This window comes from Streptomyces sp. NPDC057963, from assembly GCF_042887155.1.
Classification (GTDB): domain Bacteria; phylum Actinomycetota; class Actinomycetes; order Streptomycetales; family Streptomycetaceae; genus Streptomyces.
This window is the reverse complement of the sequence record NZ_JBHVPX010000032.1, coordinates 35298-58497: the sequence shown is the minus strand read 5'-3', so window position 1 is coordinate 58497 and position 23200 is coordinate 35298. Positions and strand designations below refer to the sequence as shown.

General features: G+C 68.8%; 24 protein-coding genes and 2 pseudogenes. 16 read left to right on the top strand and 10 right to left on the bottom strand.

The annotated features are described in order from the left end of the window. Positions 1-78: 78 nt before the first annotated feature. Positions 79-186, top strand: a pseudogene (locus ACFVT1_RS37515) (XRE family transcriptional regulator); the annotation flags it as partial. 133 nt (positions 187-319) lie between these two features. Here the strand turns inward: ACFVT1_RS37515 and ACFVT1_RS37510 are convergent. Both ACFVT1_RS37510 and ACFVT1_RS37505 read right to left on the bottom strand, forming a co-directional pair. Further along, positions 320-1741: a hypothetical protein gene (locus tag ACFVT1_RS37510; protein WP_389804346.1), complete on the bottom strand. Its 1422-nt coding sequence runs from the start codon at positions 1739-1741 to the stop codon at positions 320-322. Positions 1742-2255: 514 nt separating this feature from the next. Further along, positions 2256-2825, bottom strand: coding sequence for a hypothetical protein (locus ACFVT1_RS37505; protein WP_389804344.1), 570 nt, complete (start codon positions 2823-2825; stop codon positions 2256-2258). A gap of 50 nt (positions 2826-2875) precedes the next feature. On the opposite strand from ACFVT1_RS37505, the gene ACFVT1_RS37500 reads away from it, so the two are divergent. From ACFVT1_RS37500 to ACFVT1_RS37485, 4 genes are all read left to right on the top strand, one after another. Further along, complete coding sequence (locus tag ACFVT1_RS37500) at positions 2876-3046, top strand: hypothetical protein (RefSeq protein ID WP_351266512.1); 171 nt, start codon at positions 2876-2878, stop codon at positions 3044-3046. A gap of 76 nt (positions 3047-3122) precedes the next feature. Continuing rightward, positions 3123-3428, top strand: coding sequence for a DUF6247 family protein (locus ACFVT1_RS37495; protein ID WP_389804351.1), 306 nt, complete (start codon positions 3123-3125; stop codon positions 3426-3428). Beyond that, positions 3425-3685, top strand: coding sequence for a hypothetical protein (locus ACFVT1_RS37490; protein ID WP_382229442.1), 261 nt, complete (start codon positions 3425-3427; stop codon positions 3683-3685). The genes ACFVT1_RS37495 and ACFVT1_RS37490 overlap by 4 nt, the downstream gene beginning before the upstream one ends. 416 nt (positions 3686-4101) lie before the next feature. Continuing rightward, positions 4102-4626 (top strand): hypothetical protein, encoded by a 525-nt coding sequence (locus tag ACFVT1_RS37485; RefSeq protein WP_389804341.1) that lies wholly within the window; start codon positions 4102-4104, stop codon positions 4624-4626. A gap of 86 nt (positions 4627-4712) precedes the next feature. Here the strand turns inward: ACFVT1_RS37485 and ACFVT1_RS37480 are convergent. The 4 genes and pseudogenes from ACFVT1_RS37480 to ACFVT1_RS37465 form a co-directional block, all read right to left on the bottom strand. After that, positions 4713-6372, bottom strand: a pseudogene (locus tag ACFVT1_RS37480) (IS1182 family transposase). Between the two features lie 177 nt (positions 6373-6549). Beyond that, positions 6550-7056 (bottom strand): hypothetical protein, encoded by a 507-nt coding sequence (locus ACFVT1_RS37475; protein ID WP_389804338.1) that lies wholly within the window; start codon positions 7054-7056, stop codon positions 6550-6552. Between the two features lie 140 nt (positions 7057-7196). Beyond that, entirely contained in the window at positions 7197-7493 is a 297-nt protein-coding gene (locus ACFVT1_RS37470) for a hypothetical protein (RefSeq protein WP_389804335.1), read from the bottom strand. 136 nt (positions 7494-7629) lie between these two features. After that, entirely contained in the window at positions 7630-7878 is a 249-nt protein-coding gene (locus ACFVT1_RS37465; RefSeq protein WP_389804333.1) for a hypothetical protein, read from the bottom strand. A gap of 149 nt (positions 7879-8027) precedes the next feature. On the opposite strand from ACFVT1_RS37465, the gene ACFVT1_RS37460 reads away from it, so the two are divergent. The 5 genes from ACFVT1_RS37460 to ACFVT1_RS37440 all read left to right on the top strand — a co-directional run bounded on the left by ACFVT1_RS37460 (position 8028) and on the right by ACFVT1_RS37440 (position 11476). Next, complete coding sequence (locus ACFVT1_RS37460; RefSeq protein WP_389804330.1) at positions 8028-8339, top strand: hypothetical protein; 312 nt, start codon at positions 8028-8030, stop codon at positions 8337-8339. Next, positions 8339-8497: a hypothetical protein gene (locus ACFVT1_RS37455; RefSeq protein ID WP_389804327.1), complete on the top strand. Its 159-nt coding sequence runs from the start codon at positions 8339-8341 to the stop codon at positions 8495-8497. Before ACFVT1_RS37460 ends, ACFVT1_RS37455 begins: the two co-directional genes overlap by 1 nt. Before the next feature lie 622 nt (positions 8498-9119). Then, positions 9120-9416 (top strand): hypothetical protein, encoded by a 297-nt coding sequence (locus ACFVT1_RS37450; protein WP_389804325.1) that lies wholly within the window; start codon positions 9120-9122, stop codon positions 9414-9416. A 67-nt stretch (positions 9417-9483) separates the two neighbouring features. After that, positions 9484-10749, top strand: a complete 1266-nt coding sequence (locus ACFVT1_RS37445; RefSeq protein ID WP_389804322.1) for a WD40 repeat domain-containing protein — start codon at positions 9484-9486, stop codon at positions 10747-10749. A 523-nt stretch (positions 10750-11272) separates the two neighbouring features. Further along, entirely contained in the window at positions 11273-11476 is a 204-nt protein-coding gene (locus ACFVT1_RS37440; RefSeq protein ID WP_389804319.1) for a hypothetical protein, read from the top strand. A gap of 126 nt (positions 11477-11602) precedes the next feature. On the opposite strand, the gene ACFVT1_RS37435 is transcribed toward ACFVT1_RS37440, so the two are convergent. Further along, positions 11603-12022 (bottom strand): hypothetical protein, encoded by a 420-nt coding sequence (locus ACFVT1_RS37435; RefSeq protein WP_389804316.1) that lies wholly within the window; start codon positions 12020-12022, stop codon positions 11603-11605. Between the two features lie 228 nt (positions 12023-12250). Between ACFVT1_RS37435 and ACFVT1_RS37430 the strand changes: the two genes are divergently transcribed. Together ACFVT1_RS37430 and ACFVT1_RS37425 are read left to right on the top strand one after the other, a co-directional pair. Next, complete coding sequence (locus ACFVT1_RS37430) at positions 12251-12544, top strand: DUF4158 domain-containing protein (RefSeq protein WP_389804313.1); 294 nt, start codon at positions 12251-12253, stop codon at positions 12542-12544. Positions 12545-12572: 28 nt separating this feature from the next. Further along, positions 12573-15278 carry a Tn3 family transposase gene (locus ACFVT1_RS37425; protein WP_389804348.1) on the top strand — a complete coding sequence of 902 codons (2706 nt, stop codon included), beginning with the start codon at positions 12573-12575 and terminating at the stop codon, positions 15276-15278. A gap of 133 nt (positions 15279-15411) precedes the next feature. Here ACFVT1_RS37425 and ACFVT1_RS37420 read toward each other — a convergent pair whose 3' ends face one another. Together ACFVT1_RS37420 and ACFVT1_RS37415 are read right to left on the bottom strand one after the other, a co-directional pair. Beyond that, on the bottom strand, positions 15412-16083 hold the full coding sequence (locus tag ACFVT1_RS37420; RefSeq protein ID WP_389804310.1) for a response regulator: 672 nt from the start codon (positions 16081-16083) through the stop codon (positions 15412-15414). Continuing rightward, positions 16080-17255: a sensor histidine kinase gene (locus tag ACFVT1_RS37415; RefSeq protein WP_389804308.1), complete on the bottom strand. Its 1176-nt coding sequence runs from the start codon at positions 17253-17255 to the stop codon at positions 16080-16082. The genes ACFVT1_RS37420 and ACFVT1_RS37415 overlap by 4 nt, the downstream gene beginning before the upstream one ends. Before the next feature lie 225 nt (positions 17256-17480). Between ACFVT1_RS37415 and ACFVT1_RS37410 the strand changes: the two genes are divergently transcribed. The 4 genes from ACFVT1_RS37410 to ACFVT1_RS37395 all read left to right on the top strand — a co-directional run bounded on the left by ACFVT1_RS37410 (position 17481) and on the right by ACFVT1_RS37395 (position 21307). Continuing rightward, positions 17481-18401 (top strand): ABC transporter ATP-binding protein, encoded by a 921-nt coding sequence (locus ACFVT1_RS37410; protein ID WP_389804305.1) that lies wholly within the window; start codon positions 17481-17483, stop codon positions 18399-18401. Next, entirely contained in the window at positions 18398-19231 is an 834-nt protein-coding gene (locus tag ACFVT1_RS37405; protein WP_389804302.1) for an ABC transporter permease, read from the top strand. The genes ACFVT1_RS37410 and ACFVT1_RS37405 overlap by 4 nt, the downstream gene beginning before the upstream one ends. 401 nt (positions 19232-19632) lie before the next feature. Then, complete coding sequence (locus ACFVT1_RS37400) at positions 19633-20427, top strand: recombinase family protein (protein ID WP_389804299.1); 795 nt, start codon at positions 19633-19635, stop codon at positions 20425-20427. 55 nt (positions 20428-20482) lie between these two features. Beyond that, entirely contained in the window at positions 20483-21307 is an 825-nt protein-coding gene (locus ACFVT1_RS37395) for a sensor histidine kinase (protein ID WP_389804297.1), read from the top strand. A 503-nt stretch (positions 21308-21810) separates the two neighbouring features. On the opposite strand, the gene ACFVT1_RS37390 is transcribed toward ACFVT1_RS37395, so the two are convergent. Beyond that, on the bottom strand, positions 21811-22689 hold the full coding sequence (locus ACFVT1_RS37390; RefSeq protein ID WP_389804294.1) for a serine hydrolase: 879 nt from the start codon (positions 22687-22689) through the stop codon (positions 21811-21813). Between the last annotated feature and the right edge of the window lie 511 nt (positions 22690-23200).

Here is a 23200-nt window from a genome sequence, read left to right as displayed (position 1 = left end):
CCATCCCCGCAACTACCTGGCCTTCCTCGGACTCGCCGCCGCACTCTGCTGCTACAAACGACTCCTCCGACTCACCACATAGGACACGGCCTTAAAGAAGTGTATTTCCAGGACGGCGGCGGTCGCGCTATGGGATTGTCGGACGTGGAAATCAACGACATCGACTACCTCGATCTGGATTACTGACCAGGAGCAAATACATGACCACGGAATTCCCGGCCATGAGCCGAGGCACGATAGCTGTCACCGAGGCAGGCGTGCTGTCACCAGGGCCACCGGACGGTGAGTGCTGAGCAGAGTTCTGGACCGCTGTGCAGTCTCAGCTGTCCACGCTGGCTTCCCATTTGCGTCGGCGCAGCACGTAGTCGCTGAAGAGGTGTCGGCTCCGGTCGAGCAGTTCACCCACCTCCGCGTCGCCGTGCCGCTCGTCCGGCGAAGGATGCCAGCGCTGCACTGATTGTCCGGCCCAGGTGCGCAGCTTGATATCCGGGTCCTCGAACAGACCGACCGCCGCCCGTAGCGCCACGACGCCGCCGCGCGCGTTGAGCAGTCGGAATGCGCCGACGCGGACGTGCCGCGGCCGTTCGGAGCTGGTGCGCTCCCATAGCCAGTCGGCGGGCAGTTCCTTGGCCGAGGGCAGCAGGGCGGTGGCGGTCTCGCGGACGACCCCGGCGGCAGGGTCGTCGAGGAGCGGCCACAACTGCTTCGCGTCCACGCTGTCCAGTGTCCGCAGCCCTGCCACCGCTCGCGCCCGTATCCCGGCCGCCGGGTGCAGGAGCAGCGGCCGCAGCAGCCCGGCGTCCGCGCGGTTCCCGCACTCGGCCAGCCCGATGACCGCACCGGGCGGCAACTCGGGGTCGCCCGGTGCTGTGCACCGCTCCCGGTACCAAGCCACCGGGTCGTCTCCCAGCTGCCGTACGACATACCGGGCACACGCACGCACGAGCGCGGAACGGTCGCTGAGAAACAGCTCGGCCTGCTTTGACCGCCCCGCCCGTCTCAGCGCGGTGACGCCGGCCGAACGGGTACGCGGGTTGCGTGCGGACAACAGGGGAGGCAGCACATCCTCGTAGGCATCCTCATCCCCCAGGGCCGTGAGCGCCGCTGTGGCGCACAGGTCCTGGACCACGGTGTCCTGGTCCCGGGCGGCGGCATGGGCCAGTTCAGCGGGACGGAGCAGTCGGCCCTCGATGGCCAGCCGGTACGCGAACCGCCGGACGATGCGGTCGGGGTCAGCGAAGAGAGCAGCGAGCTGCCTGTGGGATGCCTGGCGCAGGATCTGGCCAAGCACCTCGACGCCGAAGGTACCTCTGTCGCGGCGGCCGACGCGGAGGATGAGGGGCGCGAGGTTGAGGGCAGAGTCCACGTTCAGGGCCTCGTGCAGCAGTTGCCGGGCGTGCTCGCGCACCGGGTCGGCCCAATCGGCGCAGCGGATCAGCACCAACGGCAGTAGACCTGGGTATCGAACCGACTGACGCACCGCCTCCTGGCGGATCCGTCCGTTGCGGTGGCAGAGCGCGAGTGCGAGCCGAGACTCACCGAGCTGGGTCAGGTCGGCGGGCAGTGGGGTGGAGTGCTCCCGCCCCGGCAGGAACTGCGGGCGGTTCCAGGCAGCCTCACGCACTCCTGCGTCCAGCGCGAGCCAGTCACCGGGGTCGGCGACATCAAGCGTGCTTTGAAGCGGCGCACCTCCCGCGAGCCGTGTCGCTGCCGCTGCCCCGTCCTTGATGTCCTCAAGCATTCCCGCCCCTCCAGCAGTCGTACCAGTGATCGTAGAATCCGGGGTTCGCGTAGGGCGCGTGAAATATGGCCCGTGATCGCCGAGGGCCGCCGCTCGGCACCGTGCCCACCAGAAGCCGAACGCGGTGACATCGCCCCTGCTTCGCTTGCCGCTGGTGACAGGTAGAGCGCCGCATCGGTGACAACCACCACGCTTTGTCCTACCGAAGCCGCAGGCCAGCGGATGCCGATGGTGACAGCTATCGTGCTTCGGCACAGCGACTGAGCGCCTCATTTGGCCGGTGAGCGTTCGAGTCGGCTGCTTGAGCGTTCCGCGTTGAGAGCGACCGAGTTGGGTGGCGTAGGCGTCGAGCAGGGGCTTCATCTGTCGGTAGAAGGGCATCTCGTTCTCGTTGAGCCGGTGCGTGAGGTTGTATCGATCTCGGCTCCATCGGCGCTCGGGGTCGTGCTTCGGGAGGGCAGGGGGCGAACCGGGCTTCACCGCAGGTGACTTGGGACCAGATGAGGCCGCCGGCTCAGGAGCCCCCCGCTCCCGTGTCGTTCGAGGGGCGCCACGGTGGAGGCCACGGGACGTCGTGGGCGATCCGCGCCCCCTGGACGCCGAGATCGCAGCGCACGGCCTTCAGGAAGTCCGCGCGCGCCTTCCGGAACTCGAGGTAAGCCTCAGGCCATGTGGCGATGCCGGTAGTCGGTATGCCGCGGGCCAGCCACTCGATATGCCAGAGCGCGTGGTTCAGTTTGATGGCGGCGGTATTGCTGTTTACGTCGCCGAGGAGCCAGAGGGCCTCTGCGAGCGCCGATCGGTGGGCCTCTGTTGCTGCGAGTTCCTTGAGCACCTCATCGGTCGGCTCCAGCGGTGTCGACCCGGTAATGAGCCCCCGAGCGATGGCTAGCCCTGTGTACCGGCTGCTGAGTTGCTTGACGGTGTGGGCGTATTCCGCATAGGCGTTGAGGCGCCGCTCGTCCCATCGGACGGATTGCTCGCGCCGCCACCGAGCGCGCTCGTTCACGGCGGAGACAGCCAGAGACACCACTGCGCCGATAGCGACACCAACGAGAGGCAGGGCCTGACTAGCGAGACTCATCCTTCTCCCCCTTGAACGGAACGAACGGCTTCCCGGGTTCATAACCCCCGATGAGGGCGGCGACACGTGGGGCCCCCGACCAGCTGCTCGCCAGCGACCCGAGTGACTCGGAACGCGCCACGGCCGAACTCCTCAACTACGTGGCCGCCACCTGGGACAAGCAGGATCTGCCGCTGCGCGAGCACGCGCAGGCCGTCGCCCGCGCCCTGCGCACCCGGTAGGAGGGATCACCGCATGTCCGCTTCCACGGCCACCCGGCACGCGTACCGTGAGGTGACGACCCGCCGGGAGGACCAGATGAGCGCGCAGCCCGACCACGCCCCCGTCACGCCGTACGCCCCCGCGCCCGGCGCGCCAGCCGAACTCCTCGCCCAGCTGCGCGCCGACCAGCACGCTGAGAAGTGGGTGCCGGCCTTCGAGCGGGAGTGGTCGGCCGCCCTTGAAGAATCCCGCCGCACGTTCTCCCTGACCGGGCTCTACGAGGTCGTCCAGGACTGGCAGGGCCGTATCGCGCACGCCCCGGCCGTCGACGCGTTCGTCGCCTCCGGCTACGACGACAGCGACGCCGTCGACCTGGCGGAGCTCCGCCGACGGCGCCGGTGAGCCCGTCGCCGTACGCGGTCCGCGTCTCCGCCCCGGCCGCCAAGGCCCTCGACGCCCTGCCCGAGCACGCGGTGGACACCGTGTGGGACATCCTCGCCGCGGCCGCCGCCGATCCGTGGGGCTTCCGCCAGTTCGATACCGCCGACGACGAGGGCGAGGACGTCCGCTACGCGGCCGTCGGCCAGCTCTCCGTCACCTTCTGGATCAACCGGCCCCTGCACAGCCTGACGGTCCTGAACATCGTCTGGCTCGGGTAGCCACCCGTGGAAACGGCCCGGCCCCGGCATTGCAGCGACACTGTTGGCGAATCCGGGAGACGCGTGACGTCGGCGGGGGGCTTTGCACGCTCGCCGGTTCACCGATTGGCGTTCGGTGACCCGTCTTGTCCTTCCCTCCCGGCAGTGGGGTGGATACGGTTTCGTCCACCAGTGATCGCAGATAGTCATGCTGTCAGGTTGCAGGGGAGTTGGGGGAAATGGTGTTGAGTAAGCGGGCCCGTACCCGCGGAGTTTCTGGGTTAGTTCTGTCTGTCCTTCTCACGACGGCCATCACTTCCTGTTCAGGCGACGACAGTGCATCCCCTGGGCCGTCCCGGCACGCGTCACACAAGCAGACGTCGGAGCAGCCCGCCCCTGCTGCAAGCGATGCGCCCAGCGACGACGACCTTCGCCGCATGCTGCCCACCACTGCGGAGCTGCCCGTGGGGTGGAAGCTCTCCGGATCGAATTCGGTCGGCTGGCGTGACGGCGACACGTCTGAGGAATTCGCCAAGTATCTGCCGTGCTCCGCGACGGCTCAGGAGTCCGCCGAGCGGCACGGCTACGGGAGCGTCGTGGTCGATAGCCCCGGCAACGGGGGCGAGGGGATCGACTTGCGCCTTTCCGTGCCGCGGTCACCGGACACCTACGATGATGGGCCCGCGCCCAAAGCCGAGGCTGTCACCCTGGTCGAGGAGAACCTGACGCTTTACCGGAAGATGTACGACTGCTACAACCCCAAGAGCGCCAGCATCGGAGACTCCTCGATAGTGTTCACCACCGAGCGCTTCACGCACATCATCATGCGCGTAGGGCCGGTGGAAGTGGCCATCAATGGTGTTCCTGACGGTCGGCTGACGGCCGAGGAGTGGGCGCGCGTCATGACGGAGCGGGTGCGGGCGGTGCTGGACGGGAAGAAGCCCACCGCTCGGGTCGGCTGACCCACCTCCAACCACCGCACCCCCGCCGACACTACGACACGGTTGGCGAATCCGGCCCGCTGGTCTCGATTCCGGCCCGTCGAGTTCTACTCGGCGGGCCGGAGGGCTGCCAGGTGCGATGTGCGAGTGTGGGCTCGTGGGCTGTCGGTCCACCAGGCGTTGAAGCGGTGGAAGTTCATCGCAGTGGCGGTGAGCTGGTGCTGTAACCGGGCCTTTGCAAGGCCGGAATACCGACATCTTCGCAGGCCGAAAGCCCGGACGCCCTGGGAGATGGTGCCTTCGACACCGGCCCGGTGTGCGTACTGCTCCTCCCACTCCCGGGTTTCTTGCTGGGCACGTGCCTGCTGGATCACCTCCTGCTCCGCCTGGGGGCGGAGGGTGAGCCGGCGGCTGATGTCGGACTTCGTGCCTGGCGCGAGTGCATTGCTCACGATCCTTGCAGGGACGGCAGGCAGTCATCGAAAACCGTGCCCGGACCACGGCCGCCCCGTGCTGGGAGCGTTCTTCCCGCCAACTGGTGCTGGTCTTGCCGTTGGGGCAGGTCACCCGCCGGTTGTCCCAGTCGATGGTGAAGTCGGCTTGGGAGAAGGCTTCGACGTCCTTGGTCTGCCAACTGGTGGACGCGAGGATCGGGCCCACCAGGTCGACCTTGTGATCCCGGCGGGCGATGACCACCTCCCGGGCTGTTGCATAGCCCGCGTCGACCAGGTGGCGGTCAGGCAGGAGGCTGCGCTCGGCGAGGTGTGCGTGGATCGGGGCGACCAGACGCACGTCCTGGACGGTGGAGTCGGTGGTGGCGACGCATGTGATCAGGTTCGGGCTGTCCGGCTCGCAGGTCTCGGTGAGGTGGACCTTATAGCCGTCCCAGAAGACGCCGCGCTTCACACTCCCTCGCGCGTCGGTGTCATAGGGCGTGACCAGCCGCTCCGCGCCCGGCGGCCGGTCCTTGAGGTCCCGGCGACGGACCTGCCCGTCGTCGACGAAGTACTGCTGGATCCACATCTGCCGCAGGGTCTGCACCCGCTGAAGAAGCCGCAGGCAGGCAGGGGCATCCGGCCGGTGCACGGCCTCGATGAGAGTCAGCCCGTCGGCACCGATCTGCTCGATCAACTCCGCCCGCTTGGCTTTGCCCTTGGGTAGACGGGTGTCTTCGAACCGGATCGCGTACCGGTCGAACCAGTCGGACGGGACCCAGCTGGCCAACCACTCCGGCTCGTGGGCGGCCACGCTGTTCAACGCTGCCCGCAGGGTCTCACCGAGCCGCACCAAGCCGTTGATCTGCCGCGCGACAGCCAGCACGATCGTGGAATCCGTGCGGGCCCGGCCGCCGGCCTTAAGCAAACCGTGCTTCGCGGCGGCCTGTAAGACCTGGTCCAGGAGCTTGATCCCGGCGTCTCCCGAGATCAGCCGGTCCCTGAACTCGGTGAGCACCGAGTAATCGAAGCCCGGATCGGCCAGCTCCAGCCCCAACAAATACTTCCAGCCCAGCCGTCCGCGGACCGCGTCCGCAGCCTGCCGGTCGGACAGACCCTCGGCGAACTGCATGACGGACACCAGCGCCAGCCGGCCCGGCGACCACGCCGGCTTCCCCCTGCTCGGATACAGGTCGGCGAAGTCCGCGTCCGAGAACAGCTCGCCCAGCTCGTCACGGATTCGCATCGCCAGGCTGCCCTTCGGGAACGCAGCCCGCGCTACCCGGGCCGTCTCCCCAGGAACCCCGTCGACCATCCTGGCGTGCAACGACACCGACACCCTCCCCAAACGCAACGTCGACCCCTCACGACCACAATGGGGTCGCGAGGGCGGACGTCACGTTCAGCCCCAGAATTCGCCAACAGTGTCTTGCAGCTGCCGGGGCCGGGCCGTTTCGCATCGTAGACACCGCCGTATCCATCCGTTGCCACCCGGCGGCAACGGCAGTTGTCACCAGGCGCCACGGGGGCGGTCGGCACCGAGCTGTACTTCGCGGCGGCACTCCGGGCATTCCGGCGGCCCTTCCACCTGGCGCGGCCTGTCGTCGTTCGCCCAGCTGAACCCGCACAGCGCCTTGTGCGTGACGCCCCGGAAGGATTCGTCCTTGATGGCGTGGGAGCCGTAGCCCGGCACCATCCAGGTGAACGTCGCCTCCCCGTCGTACGGAGCGCTGCCGGGCCAGGCGTAGGCCGGCTCGGTCGTGGTGCAGCGCATCCGCAGATCAGGCCCCGTCCAGCGATTGCCGTACCGGATCTCCGAGCTGGCGTCGACCGCGTCCGCGAGGCGCTCGAAGGACAGGTCGAAGTCGTGCATGTGCTTCCACCGGCCGGGCCGCTGCTCGCGCATCAGCGAGCGGAACATCAGCAGCAGCCGCGCCAGGTCGTGCTGATCGACCCGGACCGTGTTCGTCTCCGAGTCGTAGCCGTACGTCGGGTCGTGGGCGGGCTTCTTCGGCATCGGTCCTCATTCGCGTTGCTCGGCGGCCAGCGCCCCGCCACAGGGCCTGCGGTGCGGCCGGATACTCAACGACCCGGGCCCGCCAGGGCCACGCGGCCTCCGCCGTCCGTGCGCCGGCCGAACCGCGTGGCCCTCGCGTCTCAGGCTTGCGGCGGTGTCGCGCCGGGCAGCTCCCCGGAGAAGGCCCACCACTGCTCGATGGTCCACACGGCGACGCTGGAGCGGTCGGTGGACATCCGCAGCCACACCTCCTCGCCACCGGGCATGAGCGCCACCTCCAGGTGCTCCTCATCCCACGTGCCCACCGGGTACATCCACTCGATGCCGTCGGGCCACGTCCGCATCGCCACCGTGCGCACGCTCAGCGCCGCGGCGAAGGCATCCAGCGCCGCCTTGGGTATCCGCACCTCCGCCGGCTCCCGCTCGATCCCCGCCACCTGGCCCCCTTCTCCTCGTGCGGCGGACCCGCGCCCGCCATCGCGGATCAGCGTGACAGACCCGCGGCGCCCCGCACGGTGTAACGCTGTGAGGCTGGCAGGCTCACAGACCGTTTCCCCAGGTAGACGAGGTGAACTATGAGGCTGTGAGGGTGTGAGACGGAGCTCGCGCCCCGTGCTCCCGCACGCCCTGGTGGTGCCCGCCGGCCCGGAGGACGATGGAGTCGTGGGCGAGCAGCACGACGACCAGGAGCACGGCGCCGAACCGGCGCGGCCGCCGCTCACCGCGGCCCGCGCCCGGGAGATGACGGCCGGGCTGCGCGAGGCGATGGACGATGTCCGGCGCTCCGTGGCGGTCCTCGCCGCCCGGGTCCGCGACGCGCACGCCGCCCGCGTCTGGTCCCCCTGGGGCACAGCAGCTGGGAGTCGTACTGCGCCGCGGAGTTCGGCATCAGCCGCGCCCAGGCGTACCGGCTCCTCGATGTCGCCCGCGCCCTGGCCGCGATCCACGGCGCGGTCACCGCCAGCCCCGGCTTGTCTCGCACGCGAGACACTGACCCCGGTGCCGCGGCCGCGCTCGACTACGGCCTGTCCCAACGCGCCCTGATCGCCGTCTCCGGCCGTACGGACGACGTCGCGGAGCTGATCACCCGCCGACTCACCACGCTCGCCCACAGCGGCCTCCAAACTCTCGACACCGCCACGGTGCGCGCGGTGGTCCGCCAGGCCGTCCGCGACATCCGCACCGCCCCGCCCCCGCCGATCCGCCGGCGGATCCGACCGTCGCCGCGCCGCGCGCCGTCGTCGACGACCTCGCCGCCAGTACCCACGCGATCGGGGAGCTGATGCTCGAAGTCGCGCCGGCCTACCTCTCCGACATCGAGGCCGCCGACGTCCTGGCGCTGCTGTGCGAGCAGATCGGCGAGCCCCTCGAACACGGGCTCGCCGCCCGCCGCTACGCGATGTCCGGCGACCGCCGCGCCCTGCACCTCACCGTCCTGTAGAGCGCCATTCCCGGCTGCTCCTGTGTGGCACACAGCCCGTTTCCCCAGGTGGGCGCGGTGCGCTGTGAGGTGTGAGGCGGGGCGGGCGGCCGTCGTTGGTGGCGTGCTGCTCACGGTCCTGGTGGTGGCCGTCAGGTTGCAGCACGGTGGTGTCGTGGGTGCAGCGCAGCATTTGCATGGGCCAGGCGGCACACGGGTGCTGCACAGGTAGCAGGCCGGCCCCGGCCGGTGCAGCACGGCCAGCTGCTGCAGGCAGCTCGGGCCGCGCTGCCTGCAGCCGGCGCCTGCTGCCCCGCGGTGTCAGAAGGGCCGGAGCTGGGACGGCCAGCCCTGGAGATCGCCCCGGCCTACGAGTCCGACGACGTCGCTGCGGTACCGCCAGCCGTCCCGGCCGGGTCGTCCGGTGTCGGATGTCCAATTCCCCGGGCGTTCGTCCTGCTGCGGTTCTACGATCGGTGGGTACGGGGCCCGTGTGGGCGGAAGTCTTTCCGTGCGAGAACGGTGTCGGCGGTTGATGGATGCCGGGGTCCCGTGATGTCGGCCTGCGCCCGTGGGCCGGTTCCCGACGCGACGTTCGTGGCGGGGTGTTCGGTCTTTCCGGGGGGCGTGGATGAGTCCGGTCGTGCAGCGTTTCGTGGGCGCGGTGGGGGCGGTGGTGGTCGCCGCGGTGGTGAACGTGGCCACCGGGTTCCTCACCGATCACCGGTCGACGCGGTGGTGGGTCTCCGCGGCGGTGTTGCTCGTGGTGGGGGTCGCGGTGCAGTGGTGGCTCCCGGCGGCACCCGCGCAGCGTCGGATGCAGTCGATCGAGGACAACACGGTCGGCGGCTCGGTTACCCAGACGTCCACCGGGCCTGCGGAGCAGGAAGCGCGCCGGAACGACATCACGGGCGACTTCGACCAGCGCCAGGATGGGTGAGCCGCGGAAGAAACTCCGACGCCTGTTCCGTCGGCGCCCCGCGCGGAGCCCCGAGACCGCGCAGGACGTGGCCAACAGCACAGTCGGCCGGGATCTCCAGCAGACCAACTTCGGCGGTGACCAGTACATCAACATCATTCACGTCGACGAGCAAGGTCTCGAGCAGGCCCGGCACCTGTGGGAACCCCGGCACCACCCCGATGAACACCTCCCCGGACAGCCCCCGGGCGCGTTACCGCGGCCCGGTCTCGCCCCTCACCCCACACCGATCCATATCGGAGCCGGGACCGGGGAAACGCCGACCACCTCGGGTGGACCGAGCCGCCGCACCGTTCTGCTCGGCGCTGGCGCCACCCTGGCCGCGGCGGCCGGCGCACTCGTCGTCCTGCGCCTCACCGACGAAAGCGCCGACGCCGATGACTATTCCCTGGCCGGGCATGCGGACAACGTGAATTCCGTGGCGTTCAGCCGCGACGGCATCGTGGCCAGCGGCAGCGTCGATAAAACCGTGCGTCTATGGAACATTGCCGATCGGGGACAGAAGCCCCGTCTCCTCGAAGGAGGCCACAGCGGAAAGGTGAATGCCGTGGCGTTCAGCCCAGACGGCAAGACCTTGGTCAGCGGCGGCACCAATGAAATGTATTTCTGGGGAGCGGACGGCACCAAACTGGGTCCCGCCGAAGGCGACGTCACCTGGGTGATGTCGGTGGCGTTCAACCACGACGGCAAAATCCTGGCCAGCGGCGACTACGACCACACCGTGAAACTGTGGGACGTCGCCAGCCGGACACTGATCGACACCCTCGAAGGCCACACAGACGCGGTGACTTCGGTGGCGTTCGACCGCGACGGCCGAATCCTGGCCAGCGCCAGCAACGACAACACCATCCTGTTGTGGGACTCCGACGATTGGAAGAAGCAGCCCGTCAAGCTCACCGTCGGCCCCAAGACCGGGGAGAGGGACGACGGGCTGAAAGGCGTGGCGTTCAGCCCCGACAACAAATACCTGGCCGCCGCGGGCGGCAACCACGATGTGCTGTTGTGGGAGGTCGCCGACCTGAAGAAGGATCCCACCCCCCTCAGACGCCATTCGAGCCCTGTGTCCTCGGTGGCGTTCAGTGGCGACAGCAAGACCCTGGCCAGCTGCGGCCGCGACAACGCCATCCGGTTGTGGAACGTCGAGACCAAGGAACTCATCGTCACCCTTTCCAGCACCGAGTGGGTAAAATCGGTGGCATTCAGCCCCGGCGACGAAGCCCTGGCCAGCGGCGGCGACGACCACAAAGTCTGGGTGTGGAAGCTTCCACGGCCAGCCAACGGAGACACCCGATGACGATTGAATCGTCCCTCATGGAGCCGATGAGACCACGGCGGTAGCCAGCTGGCTTCGTTGATTACTACCTCGATAGAGCCAAGCCCGACGAACCCGGCTGCTCCTATGTGGCACACAGGCTGCTTCCCCAGGTGGGCGAGGCGCGCTGTAAGGATGTGAGGTGTGAGGCGAGGGCCTGTGGCAACGGGACGCCGCTGCTCCTGGTCGTGCTGTTCGCCGTGGTGTGCAGCGGGTGCTGCTCGGTGGGGTGCTGCTCGTGGTCCTGGTGGTGGTCGCTGGGGTTGCAGCACGGTGGTGTCGTGAGTGCAGCGCAGCATTTGCATGGGGCAGGTGGCACACGACTGCTACACGGGTAGCAGCCCGGCACCGGCCGGGAACGACGACGGCGCCCTCCCAGGATCGGGGGCGCCGTGCGGCGGCGGTTCAGCCGGCTAGCCTGAGAGAGGGCCGTACCGCGGGGGCCGGCGCGTCCAGCTCAGGGTCGAAGTCGGCGCCGGAACATACCTCATGAGTGATCTTATGCGTGAGATCTATTCACCCCAGGCGGGCGCATTCAGCAGAGCTGCGCCCCGAAGCCCTCCAAGGCGCGCTCGCCACCAGCGCGACGATCGCGGCCGGCGCAACCGGCCTGTGGCCGACCATCCAGGCATTCGCCGACATCAAACCCAAACGCGCACACGGCAAGTGGCACTACGTATGGGGCCTGCAAAAGAAGGCCGCCCGCTGAGCCCGCTGTCACTTCTCCCGGCCGGGGAACACCATCTACAACTACGTGCCCCAGCTAAAGGGCGGTCGCCTCGCCCGTCAGACCTGCTGGGTACGGAATAAGCCAGCAGGATCGATGGCGCGACTCTTACCGGTGCCCCGGCAACCGTTGGTCGGCGTCCGGGAGAGCCGCCATCCGCCGGTTGTGCCCTTGCTTGCGCCGCAGGGCAAGGTTTTCGTGGTAGAGGTTCGCGGTGACGGTGGCGAGGGCATCGAGCTTCCCGTTCAGCTCCGTGACCTGCTGTTTCACTTCGCGGAGCTGTCGGCGTAGGGTGTCGATTTCTTTGTCCCGGCGGACTTCGCCAGGGGTCCGCAGGACCTGACGGGGGACCTTGGCGTCCCACTCGGCAAGGATGTCCTCGGCCCGGTGGACGGTCGCGTGGCTGACCCCGGCCTCGCGGGCAAGGCTCTCCTTGGTCAGAGCCCCGTCGGTGCGGATGGGCTCACCTGCAAGAAGCCGCTGCATGGCCTCCCGCAGTTTGGTGGCCGTGGCGGCGGAGACCGGCATCAGTTGCTGCCCTTTTGGTCTTTGAATGCGCGGGTGATCCGCTGGACGTCGGCGAGTTCGATCAGGACGGCCTCGCGACGGGGCGGGGCCAGGCGGCGGTCCTTGGAGGCCCTGTTCTCGTATAGCTACCGCCAGGTGGTGTGTAGCGCTGAGTAACCGCCATAGCCCTCGTTTCCCCGGGCTGGCCACCTCGTTGAGCTGAACGAGTGACGGTGAGAGGTGGGGTGGATGCGGCAGGACTGGGAGCCGGAAGATCTGATCGAGATCTGGACGCTGCTCGAAGACGATATGGAGAGGGTGCGGAACAAGTCCGGGGCGACCCGGTTGGGCTTCGCGTTGTTGCTCAAGTTTTTTGAGGTAGAGGCCCGGTTCCCTGAGTCCGCCAAGGAGATGCCCGCGGCGGCGGTGGACTACGTGGCCCAGCAGGTGAAGGTTCCGGCCGGGGCGTGGGCGGACTACGACTGGCAGGGCGACCGGATCAAGCGGCACCGCAAGGAGATCCGGGGAGGCGTGCGGGTTTAGGGCGAACACCGAGGAGGACCAGGAGCGGCTGGCCGAGTGGCTGGCCGCTGAACTATGTCCGGTGGAGCTGTCGCGGGATCGTCTTGCGGCGGCGGTGGTGGCCCGGTGCCGTAACGAGCGCATTGAGCCGCCGGCCCCGGGGCGGGTCGGGCGGCTGGTGGGCAAGGCGGTCAAGGACTTCGAGGCCCAGTTCTGCCGCAGCAGGGTGGAGCGGATCTCGCACGCGACGCGCTCGCGTCTGGAGGATCTGGTCGCCGTCAGCGAGGACGAGACGGGCGAGGGAGCGGTGTCGGGCGGCGGGCGGTCGCACTTCGCCGAGCTGAAGGCCGACCCGGGGGCGCCAGGGCTGGAGAGCCTGCTGGCGGAGGTGAACAAGCTGGAGCGGGTGCGGCGGTTGGAGTTACCCGCGGACTTGTTCGCGGACGTGTCGGAGAAGCTGGTGGAGGCGTGGCGGGCGCGGGCGTCGAAGGAGTATCCGGCGAACCTGGAGCGGATGAAGCCGCCGCGGCGCCTGACGCTGCTGGCTGCGCTGTGCCATGTGCGGCAGACGGAGATCACCGACTCGCTGGTGGACCTGTTCATCCAGCTCGTTCTGAAGATCAACACTCGGGCGGAGCGGAAGGTCGACAAGGAACTGAACGCCGAGCTGAAGAAGGTCCGGGGCAAGGAGGGCATGTTGCTGCGGGTCGCAGAGGCCGCTTTGTCCGAGCCGGCCGGCTCGGTACGGCGGGTGATCTACCCGGTGGTCGGTGGGGAGAAGACGTTGAAGGCGCTGGCGGCGGAGGCCGCGGCGAACGAGGCCCGCTACAAGGCCCTGGTCCGCACGGTGCTGCGGTCGTCGTACTCGGCGCACTGGCGCCGGATGCTGTCGCCGCTGCTGGGCGCGCTGGCGCTGAAGTGCAACAACACCACCTACCGGCCGGTCATGGACGCGATCGACCTGCTCCAGCGCTACCTGGACCAGCCGTTGAAGGAGGGCGCGTTCTTCGATCCGGCGGAGAGCGTGCCGCTTGCGGGGGTGGTGCCCGAGCAGTGGCGGGCGGCGGTGGTGGACGACAAGGGCCGTGTCGAGCGCATCCCGTATGAGCTGTGCGTGCTGGTGGCGCTTCGGGACGCGGTGCGGCGTCGGGAGATCTGGGCGGTAGGGGCGAACCGGTGGCGTAACCCGGAGGACGACCTGCCGACGGACTTCGAGGAGAACCGCGACGTGCACTATGCCGCGCTGGGCCAGCCGCAGGACGCCGGGGAGTTCATCGCTGCCCTGCAAGGCAAGCTCCGCACTTCGCTGGACCGCTTCGAGCAGGCGCTGGTGGAGGGAACGACGGGTGGGGTGGCGATCGTCAAGAAGCACGGCGAACCGTGGATCAGAGTCTCCCCGCGCGGCAAGCAGGAGGAGCCCGAGAGCCTGGTGGCGATCAAGGGTGAGATTGAGCGGCGCTGGGGGACCATCGACCTGCTGGACATCTTGAAGTACGCCGAGTTCGACACGGACTTCATCGCCGAGTTCACCTCGGTGGCCACCAGGGAGATGCTGTCGAAGGATGTGCTGCGGCGCCGGCTACTGCTGGTGCTGTTCGGCCTGGGCACGAACATGGGGATCAAGAGGGTCGCGGTGACCGGCAAACACGGCGAGAGCGAGGCGACGCTGCGGCGGGTGCGGCACCTGTTCGTCAACCGCGCCAACATGCGCGCGGCCCTGCGGAAGCTGGTGAACGCCACCTTCGCCGTCCGCGATGAGATGTGGTGGGGCACCGGCACGGCGTGCGCCTCCGACAGCCGCAAGTTCGGCGCCTGGTCCTCCAACCTGATGACCGAGTGGCACCAGCGCTACCGGGGCCCCGGCGTGATGATCTACTGGCACGTCGAGCGGAAATCTGTCTGCATCTACTCCCAGCTGAAGTCCTGTTCGGCCTCCGAGGTTGCCTCGATGATCGAGGGCGTGCTGCGGCACTGCACCGACATGGAGGTGGACCGGCAGTACACCGATACGCACGGAGCCTCCATCGTCGGTTTTGCCTTCGCGCACATGCTCGACTTCAAGCTGATGCCGAGGCTGAAGAACATCGGCTCCGCGAAGCTGTACCGGCCGGCGGCTGGGGAGGACGACAACTGGCCGAACCTGGGCCCGGTGCTCTCCACCAAGACGATCGACTGGGAGCTGATCGCCCAGCAGTACGACCAGATCGTGAAGTACACCACAGCCCTGCGGCTGGGCACCGCCGAGGCCGAGCAGGTCCTGCGCCGGTTCACCCGCGGCGGCCCGAAGCACCCGACGTACCGGGCGATCGAGGAGCTGGGCCGGGCGGTGCGTACTTCGTTCGTCTGCGACTACCTGGCCGACGTCGAGATGCGCCGGGAGATCCACGAGGGATTGCAGGTGGTGGAAAACTGGAACTCAGCAAACAAGGACCTCTTCTACGGCAAGGACGGCGACCTGGCCGGTGCGGACAAGGAATCCCAGGAGGTCAGCATGCTCGCGCTGCACCTGATCCAGTCCGCGCTGGTGCACGTCAACACGCTGCTGATGCAGGAGGTCCTGGCCGACCCGAAGTGGGCGGACAAGCTCACCGAAGCGGACCGCCGGGCGCTGTCCCCGCTGTTCTGGACCCACGTGAATCCCTACGGCCGGTTCGAGCTGGACATGAACAGCCGTCTCGATCTAGACCTGTCCATCCGGGCGACGGTGCCGAGCCCGCGCACTCCGCAGGGGGAAGCAGCAAGCATCCCAGCGTGACGCTCCGGGCCTGGCCGGAGCCGTGCCGAAGACGACGTTGCCCGGGACGCTGAAGAGTCCCGGGCAACGTCGTGAGCGGCGGCAGGGCTGTGCGAGGAACGGACCAGGAAACCGGTGTTGCTGTCGGACGCGCTCAGCCGGGCAGCGTGACGAGCCCCGTCTCATAGGCGGTGATCACGAGCTGAACCCGGTCCCGGGCGCCCAATTTGGTGAGCAGGCGCGACACGTGCGACTTGGCGGTGGCCACCGTGATGAAGAGGTCCTCCGCGATCTCGGTGTTCGACCGACCGCGCCCGATCAGGGTCAGGACTTCCCGTTCCCGCTCGGTGATGCCCTCGACCAGCCGTGGGGAGCGTGCCGGGGCGGCTTCGGGGCGCCCGGCGAACTCTGCGATCAGACGACGCGTGACACCCGGGGCGATCAGCGCGTCGCCGGCGGCGACCACGCGGATCGCCGCGAGGATGTCGTCGAGCGCCATGTCCTTGACCATGAAGCCGCTCGCTCCGGCCCGGAGCGCACCGTAGACGTGGTCGTCCTCGTCGAAGGTGGTCAGGACGAGGACGCGGGCGGTCGCCGGACCGGCGGTGATCAGTCGAGTGGCCTCGATCCCGTCCATGCCGGGCATCCGGATGTCCATCACCACGACGTCGGGGCATATGTCCCCAACCAGTTGGACCGCCTCGGCGCCGGTGGACGCCTCACCGACGACCTCCAGGTCGGGGTGGTCGGCCATGATCACGCGGAGGCCGGACCGCACCAGCGGCTGGTCGTCGACGAGCAGGACGCGTACGGGACTGCCGGTCATTGGGCCTCCACCGGAACTACGGCGAGGTCGGGCAGGGGCAGCCGCGCCGCCACCCGGAAGCCACCCTCGGGACGCGGCCCGGCGCTGAGGCGGCCGTGCAGCAGAGCGACCCGCTCGCGCATGCCCACGATGCCGAAGCCGTGGGCCGGGCCGTCCTCGGTGGCGCCGCGCCCGTCGTCGACGATTTCCACGGATAGTTCCCCGTCCCCGTACTCGATGGTCACCCGGCAGTGTCCGGTGCCCGCGTGGCGGACCACATTGGTCAGCGCCTCCTGGACGATACGGTAGGCCGACAGGTCGATGTCGGCGGGCAGGGGGCGCTGTTCCCCGCCGCGGCGCACGTCGACGCGTACGCCGACGTCCGCCGTCGTCGCCGCCAGCCGTTCGAGGTCCGCAAGACCGGGCGAAGGCGTGATCGGTGCCCGCCCCGAAACCTCTGCGTCCGGGTCTGCCTGGCGGAGTGCCACCAGCGTGCGCCGCAGGCCCGACAAGGTCTCTCTGCTGGTGGCTTCGATGGCTCGCAGCGCCTCGTGGGCCTCCGCGGGCTGTGTCCGGATGACCCGGCTTCCCACCCCGGCCTGGATGGCGATGATGCCGATGCTGTGCGCGACCATGTCGTGCAACTCCCGCGCGATCCGCAGCCGTTCGGCGATGACGGCCTCGGCCACCTCCTGCGCGCGCAGCTCCACCGCGTGCTCGCGGCGCTCGCGGCTCAGCAGACCGACCGTGCAGGCCGCGGCCATCGCCAGGAGGGTGATCACGAGGTTGACGGTCAGGCTGTCGCCGTACGCGAAGCCGCCGACGAGCAGGAGCTGGACGACGAGGGATGTGGCCGCGGCGACGGTCGAAGCCCGCCGCGCGCGGGTGGCGACGATGAAGCCCAGGACGAGGTCCACCGCCAGATACGACAGGAACTGGCCCTGGTACGAAGCCGACAGATCCACACCGGCGGAGCTCGGGGGACCCACCACCACGGCCGTGGATCCGAAGAGCGCCATCGCCAGGGCCAGGACCGGACCACGTCGCAGGACACCGACGAGCAGGCTCGCCGCCAGCAGTGCCCCAATGCCGTGGACCGTGCCCGAAGCTCGCGGCGCACCTCCTATGAGCAGACCCACCGCGAGGACGTACAGAACACCCCCCACCCAGGCCATGACCTTCGTTCTCGTCATCGGCGGTGTGCCCTCTCGAGGCGATGTGCCCACTCAAGAGAAAGGTCGTGCCCTGCGACGCGCCCAGGCAACGGGGTGGTCGGTACGTCGTTCATCCCGCGAGGCTATCCAGCCGCCGACCCTGCGGCATCGGCCCGTGGACGTACGCCCACGGGCGAAGGCGGCCACGGGATTGCCGCCCACGGCCCCATGACCGGACGGGGCCCTCCCGGCAGGGTTGTCCATGTGATCGAAGTCAACGAACTCACCAAGCGCTACGGCGGCAAGACCGCCGTCGACCAGCTGTCCTTCACCGTGCAGCCGGGACAGGTCACCGGCTTCCTCGGCCCCAACGGAGCCGGAAAGTCCACCACCCTGCGAATGATCCTCGGCCTGGAAGCCCCCACCTCGGGCACCGCCACCGCCAGCGGAGTCCCCTTCCGCGGCCACGCCCGGGGACTGCGGCACGTCGGCGCCCTCCTCGACGCGGGTCAGGTCCACGGCGGACGCACCGCCACGGCCCACCTGTCCGCCCTGGCCCGCAGCAACGGGATCTCCCCGCGCCGTGTGGACGAGGTCCTGCACGAAGTGGGATTGACCGATGTGGCGAACCGCCGCATCGGCGGGTTCTCGCTCGGCATGAAGCAGCGCCTCGGAGTCGCCACCGCCCTGCTCGGCGACCCGCCGGTGCTGATGTTCGACGAACCGGTCAACGGCATGGACCCGGAGGGCGTGCTCTGGATGCGCCGCCTCTTCCAGCGCCTCGCGGCCGAGGGCCGCACGGTCTTCCTCTCCAGCCACCTCATGTCGGAGATGGAGAACACCGCCGACCAGCTTGTCGTCATCGGCCGGGGCCGGCTCATCGCCGCCGAATCGGTACGGGACTTCGCGGCCCGCAGCACCGGCCTCGGAGTGGTGGTGGGCACGCGGCAGGCCGCCGAGCTGACGACGGTGCTGACCGCCGCCGGCGCATCGGTCGAGCCGGAGGGATCGGCGGGCGCCGAGAAGCTCGCCGTGACCGGACTGCCGACGGACCGGATTGCCGCGCTCGCCTTCGAGAACGGGATCCTGTTGAACGAGCTGACCTCCCGAACCGCCTCGCTGGAGGAGGCCTTCATGGAACTCACCGCCGACAGTGTCGAATACCAGGCAGGACAGCCCCGATGACCACACAAGCGTCCGCCCTCGCGACCATTTCTGCCGCGTCCCTCGCCGAGCCGCCCGCCCGCTTCCGCGACCTGATCGCCTCCGAGTGGATCAAGATGCGGTCCCTGCGCTCCACCCCGTGGGCCCTCGCCTTCATCACCCTGTTCGTCATCGGGTCCGGCGCCGTGGCCACACTGGCGGACAAGGCCGCGGGCTCCGAGCCCGGTAGTTTCCTGGTCTACGACGCCTTCCCGTCGACCGGTTACATGACGTTGATGCTCGTCGCCGGCAGCATGGGCGCTCTCACCGTCGTGAGCGAGTACAGCAGCGGGCTGATCCGCACCACCACAGTGGCCGTCCCCGCCCGTGGTGCGGTGGTGCTGGCCAAGGCGGTCGTCACCGCCGTGCTGTGGACCGCGGTCGGCACGGCCGCCTCCATCGGATCCTTCCTGGTCTCCCAGGCCATCCTGGACGGGCACGATGCCAGCGTTCCGATCGCCCACTCCGACGTGTTGCGGCCGCTGGTGGCATCCGCGTTGCTGGCTCCGGTGTGTGCCTTGGTCGGTCTGGGCCTCGGCGTTCTGCTCCGGCATGCCGCCGGGACCATGCTCACCAGCGTCTTCATCCTGCTGATGCTGCCCACCATGTTCTCGGAGAGCAACCGCTGGTCGGCGGACGTCAAACACACGATGGTGTCGGCCGCCTGGGCTCGTCTGGTCCAAACTTGGGAGCCGGATCCCGGATCCCTGGGCTACACCACCACGCTCCCCGGCTCCTGGATCGTGTACGCCCTCTGGCCGCTGGTCGCGGTCGCTCTCGCGGTGGTCGTCGTACGGCACCGCGACGTGTGAACGTGCCTCCGAAACGCGCGTATCGCACCCCGGAGGCACAGGGGCAAGGCCCTCGAAGCTTCTCACAGCCCTGATGAACGTCTCTCATAAACGACCCTTTCCCGGAGCAAGATCGGAAACGGTCCGCACGAGCGGCCCGGACCGTTTGATCCACTGTCACAACTCGTTCTCACACAAAAGTGGAGCCAGACGTGTTCTGGGAAATGTTTGTGACAGTATCCGGGGTCATGACGGTCCCTCAAACCGCACTCGTGTCCGAAGCGGACGACGTCGAGCGCCACCCCTGCCCACGCTGTAACGCTCAGCCAGGCTCACCCTGCCGCTCGCGCTCCGGCGCGGTCGCCGGGACCTACCACACCGGCCGCTTCGCGAAGGTGCCCCGGCTCGCGAAACTCCTGCGCGTGCCCACCCCCGCCGACCGCGCCCCCGGCCAGCCGTGGCGGCCCGGTACCCCGGCGCCCGCGCCCGTCGACCCGGACGCCCCGAGCGCGGACATCCGCATCGGATACGCGCGCTGCTCGACCCTCACCCAGGAACTCCAGACACAGCTCGACGCGCTTGCCGCCAAGCGCATCCCCCGGGACAAAATCTTCGCCGAGAAGATCAGCACCCAGGTCCGGGTCCGCCCGCAGTTCGAGGCAGCCCTCACCGCCGCCCGCGAGATCAAGGCCCACGCCCCGCACTGCCAGGTGATCTTCACGGTGTACGAGATGAAGCGCCTGGGACGCGACGCCGCAGAGCTGACCGCCCTGGCGGATCACCTCACCGCCCACGGCCTGGTCCTGGAAATGCTCGCCGGACCCCTCCAAGGGATGTACGACCCCAGCGGTCCGGGACGCCTGCTGTTCGGGTTCTTCGCCGCGATGGCCGAGACCGAGCGGGAGAACATCCGCGAGGCCACCCTTGAAGGACTCGACACCGCGGCCCGCAAGGGCAACCACGGTGGCCGGCCCCCGGTCATCACTGACGACATGCTGCACACCGTGCTCCGCCGCCGTGCGAACGGCGAGTCCGTCGAGGACATCCAGCCCGACCTGCTCATCCCCACCGGCCGCCGCAAGGGACACAGCCCCAGCCTCTCCAGCATCTACCGGGCGCTGGCCGAGCACGAAAAGGCCCAGGCGTACCCCGAGGCCGTCGAGACGGCGCATGCCGACTTTGCCACCCTCCAGCAGCGCGACCGCAGCCCCAAGTAGTTACTCAGCGCTACACGCCACCTGGCGGTAGCTATACGAGAACAGGGCCGAGACGTTGCGCCGCCAGGTCATCGACATCGGGGCCACCGACCTGCACCGTCGCCTGGACCTGCCGACCTCCCAGGACGAGGTCTACGCGCTGGCCGTCACGCTCAACGACATGCTCGCCCGGCTCGACGAGGCGTCCGCCGCGCAACGACGCTTCGTCGCCGACGCCGCCCACGAGTTGCGCAGTCCGCTCACCGCGATCCGCGCCCAGTTGGAGGTCATGGCCGCCTATCCCGACCCGCGGCGTGACCCACTCGCCGCCGCGAGCCTGCTTGAGGACGCCCTACGCCTGAACGATCTCATCGAGGACCTTCTGGCCCTGGCCCGCAGCGAGGATCCCGCGTCGCAACGGCCGGGCACCGTGGTCGACCTCGACGAGGTCGTCCTCGCCGAGGTGCGGCGCCAGCGACGCCTGACCTCCGCCCGCATAGATGCCCGCCGGGTCTCGGCCGGGCGGGTGCGGGGGGATCCGGAGGCCTTGCGCCGCGTCGTCCGCAACCTTCTCGACAACGCCCGCCGTCACGCCGTCGACCAGGTGCAAGTGGCGCTCGGCGTACGCCTTGGCCTCGTCGAGCTCACGGTCAGCGACGACGGCTCAGGCATCCCGGCCGCCTACCGCGCCCATGTCTTCGAGCGCTTCACCCGTCTGGACGAGGCCCGCTCCCGTGAGGCGGGCGGCTCAGGCCTCGGCCTTGCCATTGTCGGCAAGGTCGCCACCGCCCACGGGGGCACCGTATGCGCCGAGGAGGATCCGCCACCTGCGGAGGGCGGGCTCGGCGGTGCCCGTCTCGTTGTGCGGCTGCCGCTGGCGCACGCGCAGGGTGGGAGCTGACCGGCGGACCGACCCCATCCCCGCCGGTAGAAAGCAGACTCCGCCCGTGTTCTCGGACGCTCCGATCTATAACAGTTTTGTCGCCGAGCAAGCGATGTTCCTGCTCAGGTACGCGGCGTAGCCCAGGAGCTGGGACAACAATTGGAGCGCGTCATGCCGCCCGGACACCGGATCGTCGCCGCTGTGCCGAGGCAGGACAACCAGCATCCCCGACCCCATGCCTGACCACGGCTTACACGCCGGGTCGAGCGCCCCTGCGGCTCCTACCAATGGATGAGGTGACACGAGGGCGGAGAGCTCGTCTTCGCGCACGATCCCGACAGCGGGATCCGCGTCTGGACGCGGGGCCTGGTCCGCCGCAGCGCCGAAAGCGCCCGACGGCCCCGCAGTGTCGCAGTGCTTGGGGCGGCATCGGGATGAGTTGCGGCCTGCGGCCGTGGCTCAGCTGCTGCGGCTTCGGGCTGCGATGCCTGGAGCATCAGGCGGCCCCGGTGGCCCTCCGGTCAGCGGCTCGCCGCAGAGCCCGCGCTGCTCAGGTCGTGGTGGATGACGCGGGCCGCTCCTTCGATGGTGCCTATGCCGTAGCCCATGGTGCGGCTGCCGGTGGAGAGGACAGCCATGCCGTAGTTGTGACCGCCGCCGGTGAAGGCGCCCACGCTGTGGACCCGCCAGCCGCCGATGGTGCGCGGCAGCCAGCCATTCTTGACGTGCACCGTTGCCGTGGCGGGTGATCCGGCGGGCACCCCCCACTGCTGGCCTGGCGTGACGCGATTCATCAGATCGAGGGCGTAGCCGCGCGACGCGGGGCCGAGCACCGCGTTCTCCGTCGTCAGTAGTTGCATCAGCCGAAGTTGGTCGCCGGCGGTGATCTGGGTGAGGCCCCAGCTTTTCCCGGATCCGGGAACGGTATGCCGCATTTGTGTCAGAGTGAGGAATCTTTTGAAGCCGGCGGCGCCGATCTGGCGCCAGAGGGCCGAGGTGGAGTCGTTGTCCGACTTGGTGACCATGGCGGTGGTCAGTTCCACCTCCCGCGGAGTCAGTTTCCGGTGTGCCTCCTCGGCCTGCCGCAGCAGTGATCCGAGCACTGAAACCTTCACCACGCTGGCGGAGTCGAAATGCGTGTCGGCCTTGAGTTCGCAGGTGGTTCCGGTGATCCGGTCGTACAGAGCCAAGGACGATGTACCCTCTCGCCCGCCGAGAGCACTGGCGATGTCGCGGGAAAGGTCGGAGGCCAGGCCCGGCCTCTTCGAGGTACAGAAAACCTTCGCGTCCCCCGCCGTGGCACTGGCGGTGTCGGCCGAGGCCGGGGTTGCCATGGTCAATACGGCGAGCAAGGAGCTTGCGGTCAGGGCAGTGGCAAGAGAGCGCCGCGAGCAGGCCAATATTCGTGATCCATACATGAAGGCTGTGTCCTGTCCCGTTGCGTGTTGAAGGTCACCTTGCCGCGCGTTGTAGGGTCGGCTGCGGGGCGGCTCCCGCTGTGATTGCTGACAATCTCTCAGCCCAACCGGGCTCCAGCAGATTGCCGCCCTGGCATCTGTCCGGGCTGCGGAGAATCGATGAGTGGGAGTCGGGGCTCAGCCATACCGGATCGAATCCTAAGAATTCACATGCCAACGGCGACGATACGTGGCCCGGTATCGGACATTTTGCATATATGGGGCGAAGTGGTCGACGGACAGGCTTTGTTGTCGTGTGATATTCGCCAAGATGCCGCGGATGCGGCGCCCTCACGACCAGCGAGGCGGCAGGTCGGCTCACGCACTGCAAGGGACAGGCGCCCGGGTGGTGCCACGGGGATGCTGCGGAGACCGGAATCCTCAACGGTCATCGGGCGGGGGCGCCGCCGACCTCGGCCAGCTTGCCTTCCGGCGCCGAAGCCACCACTGACCG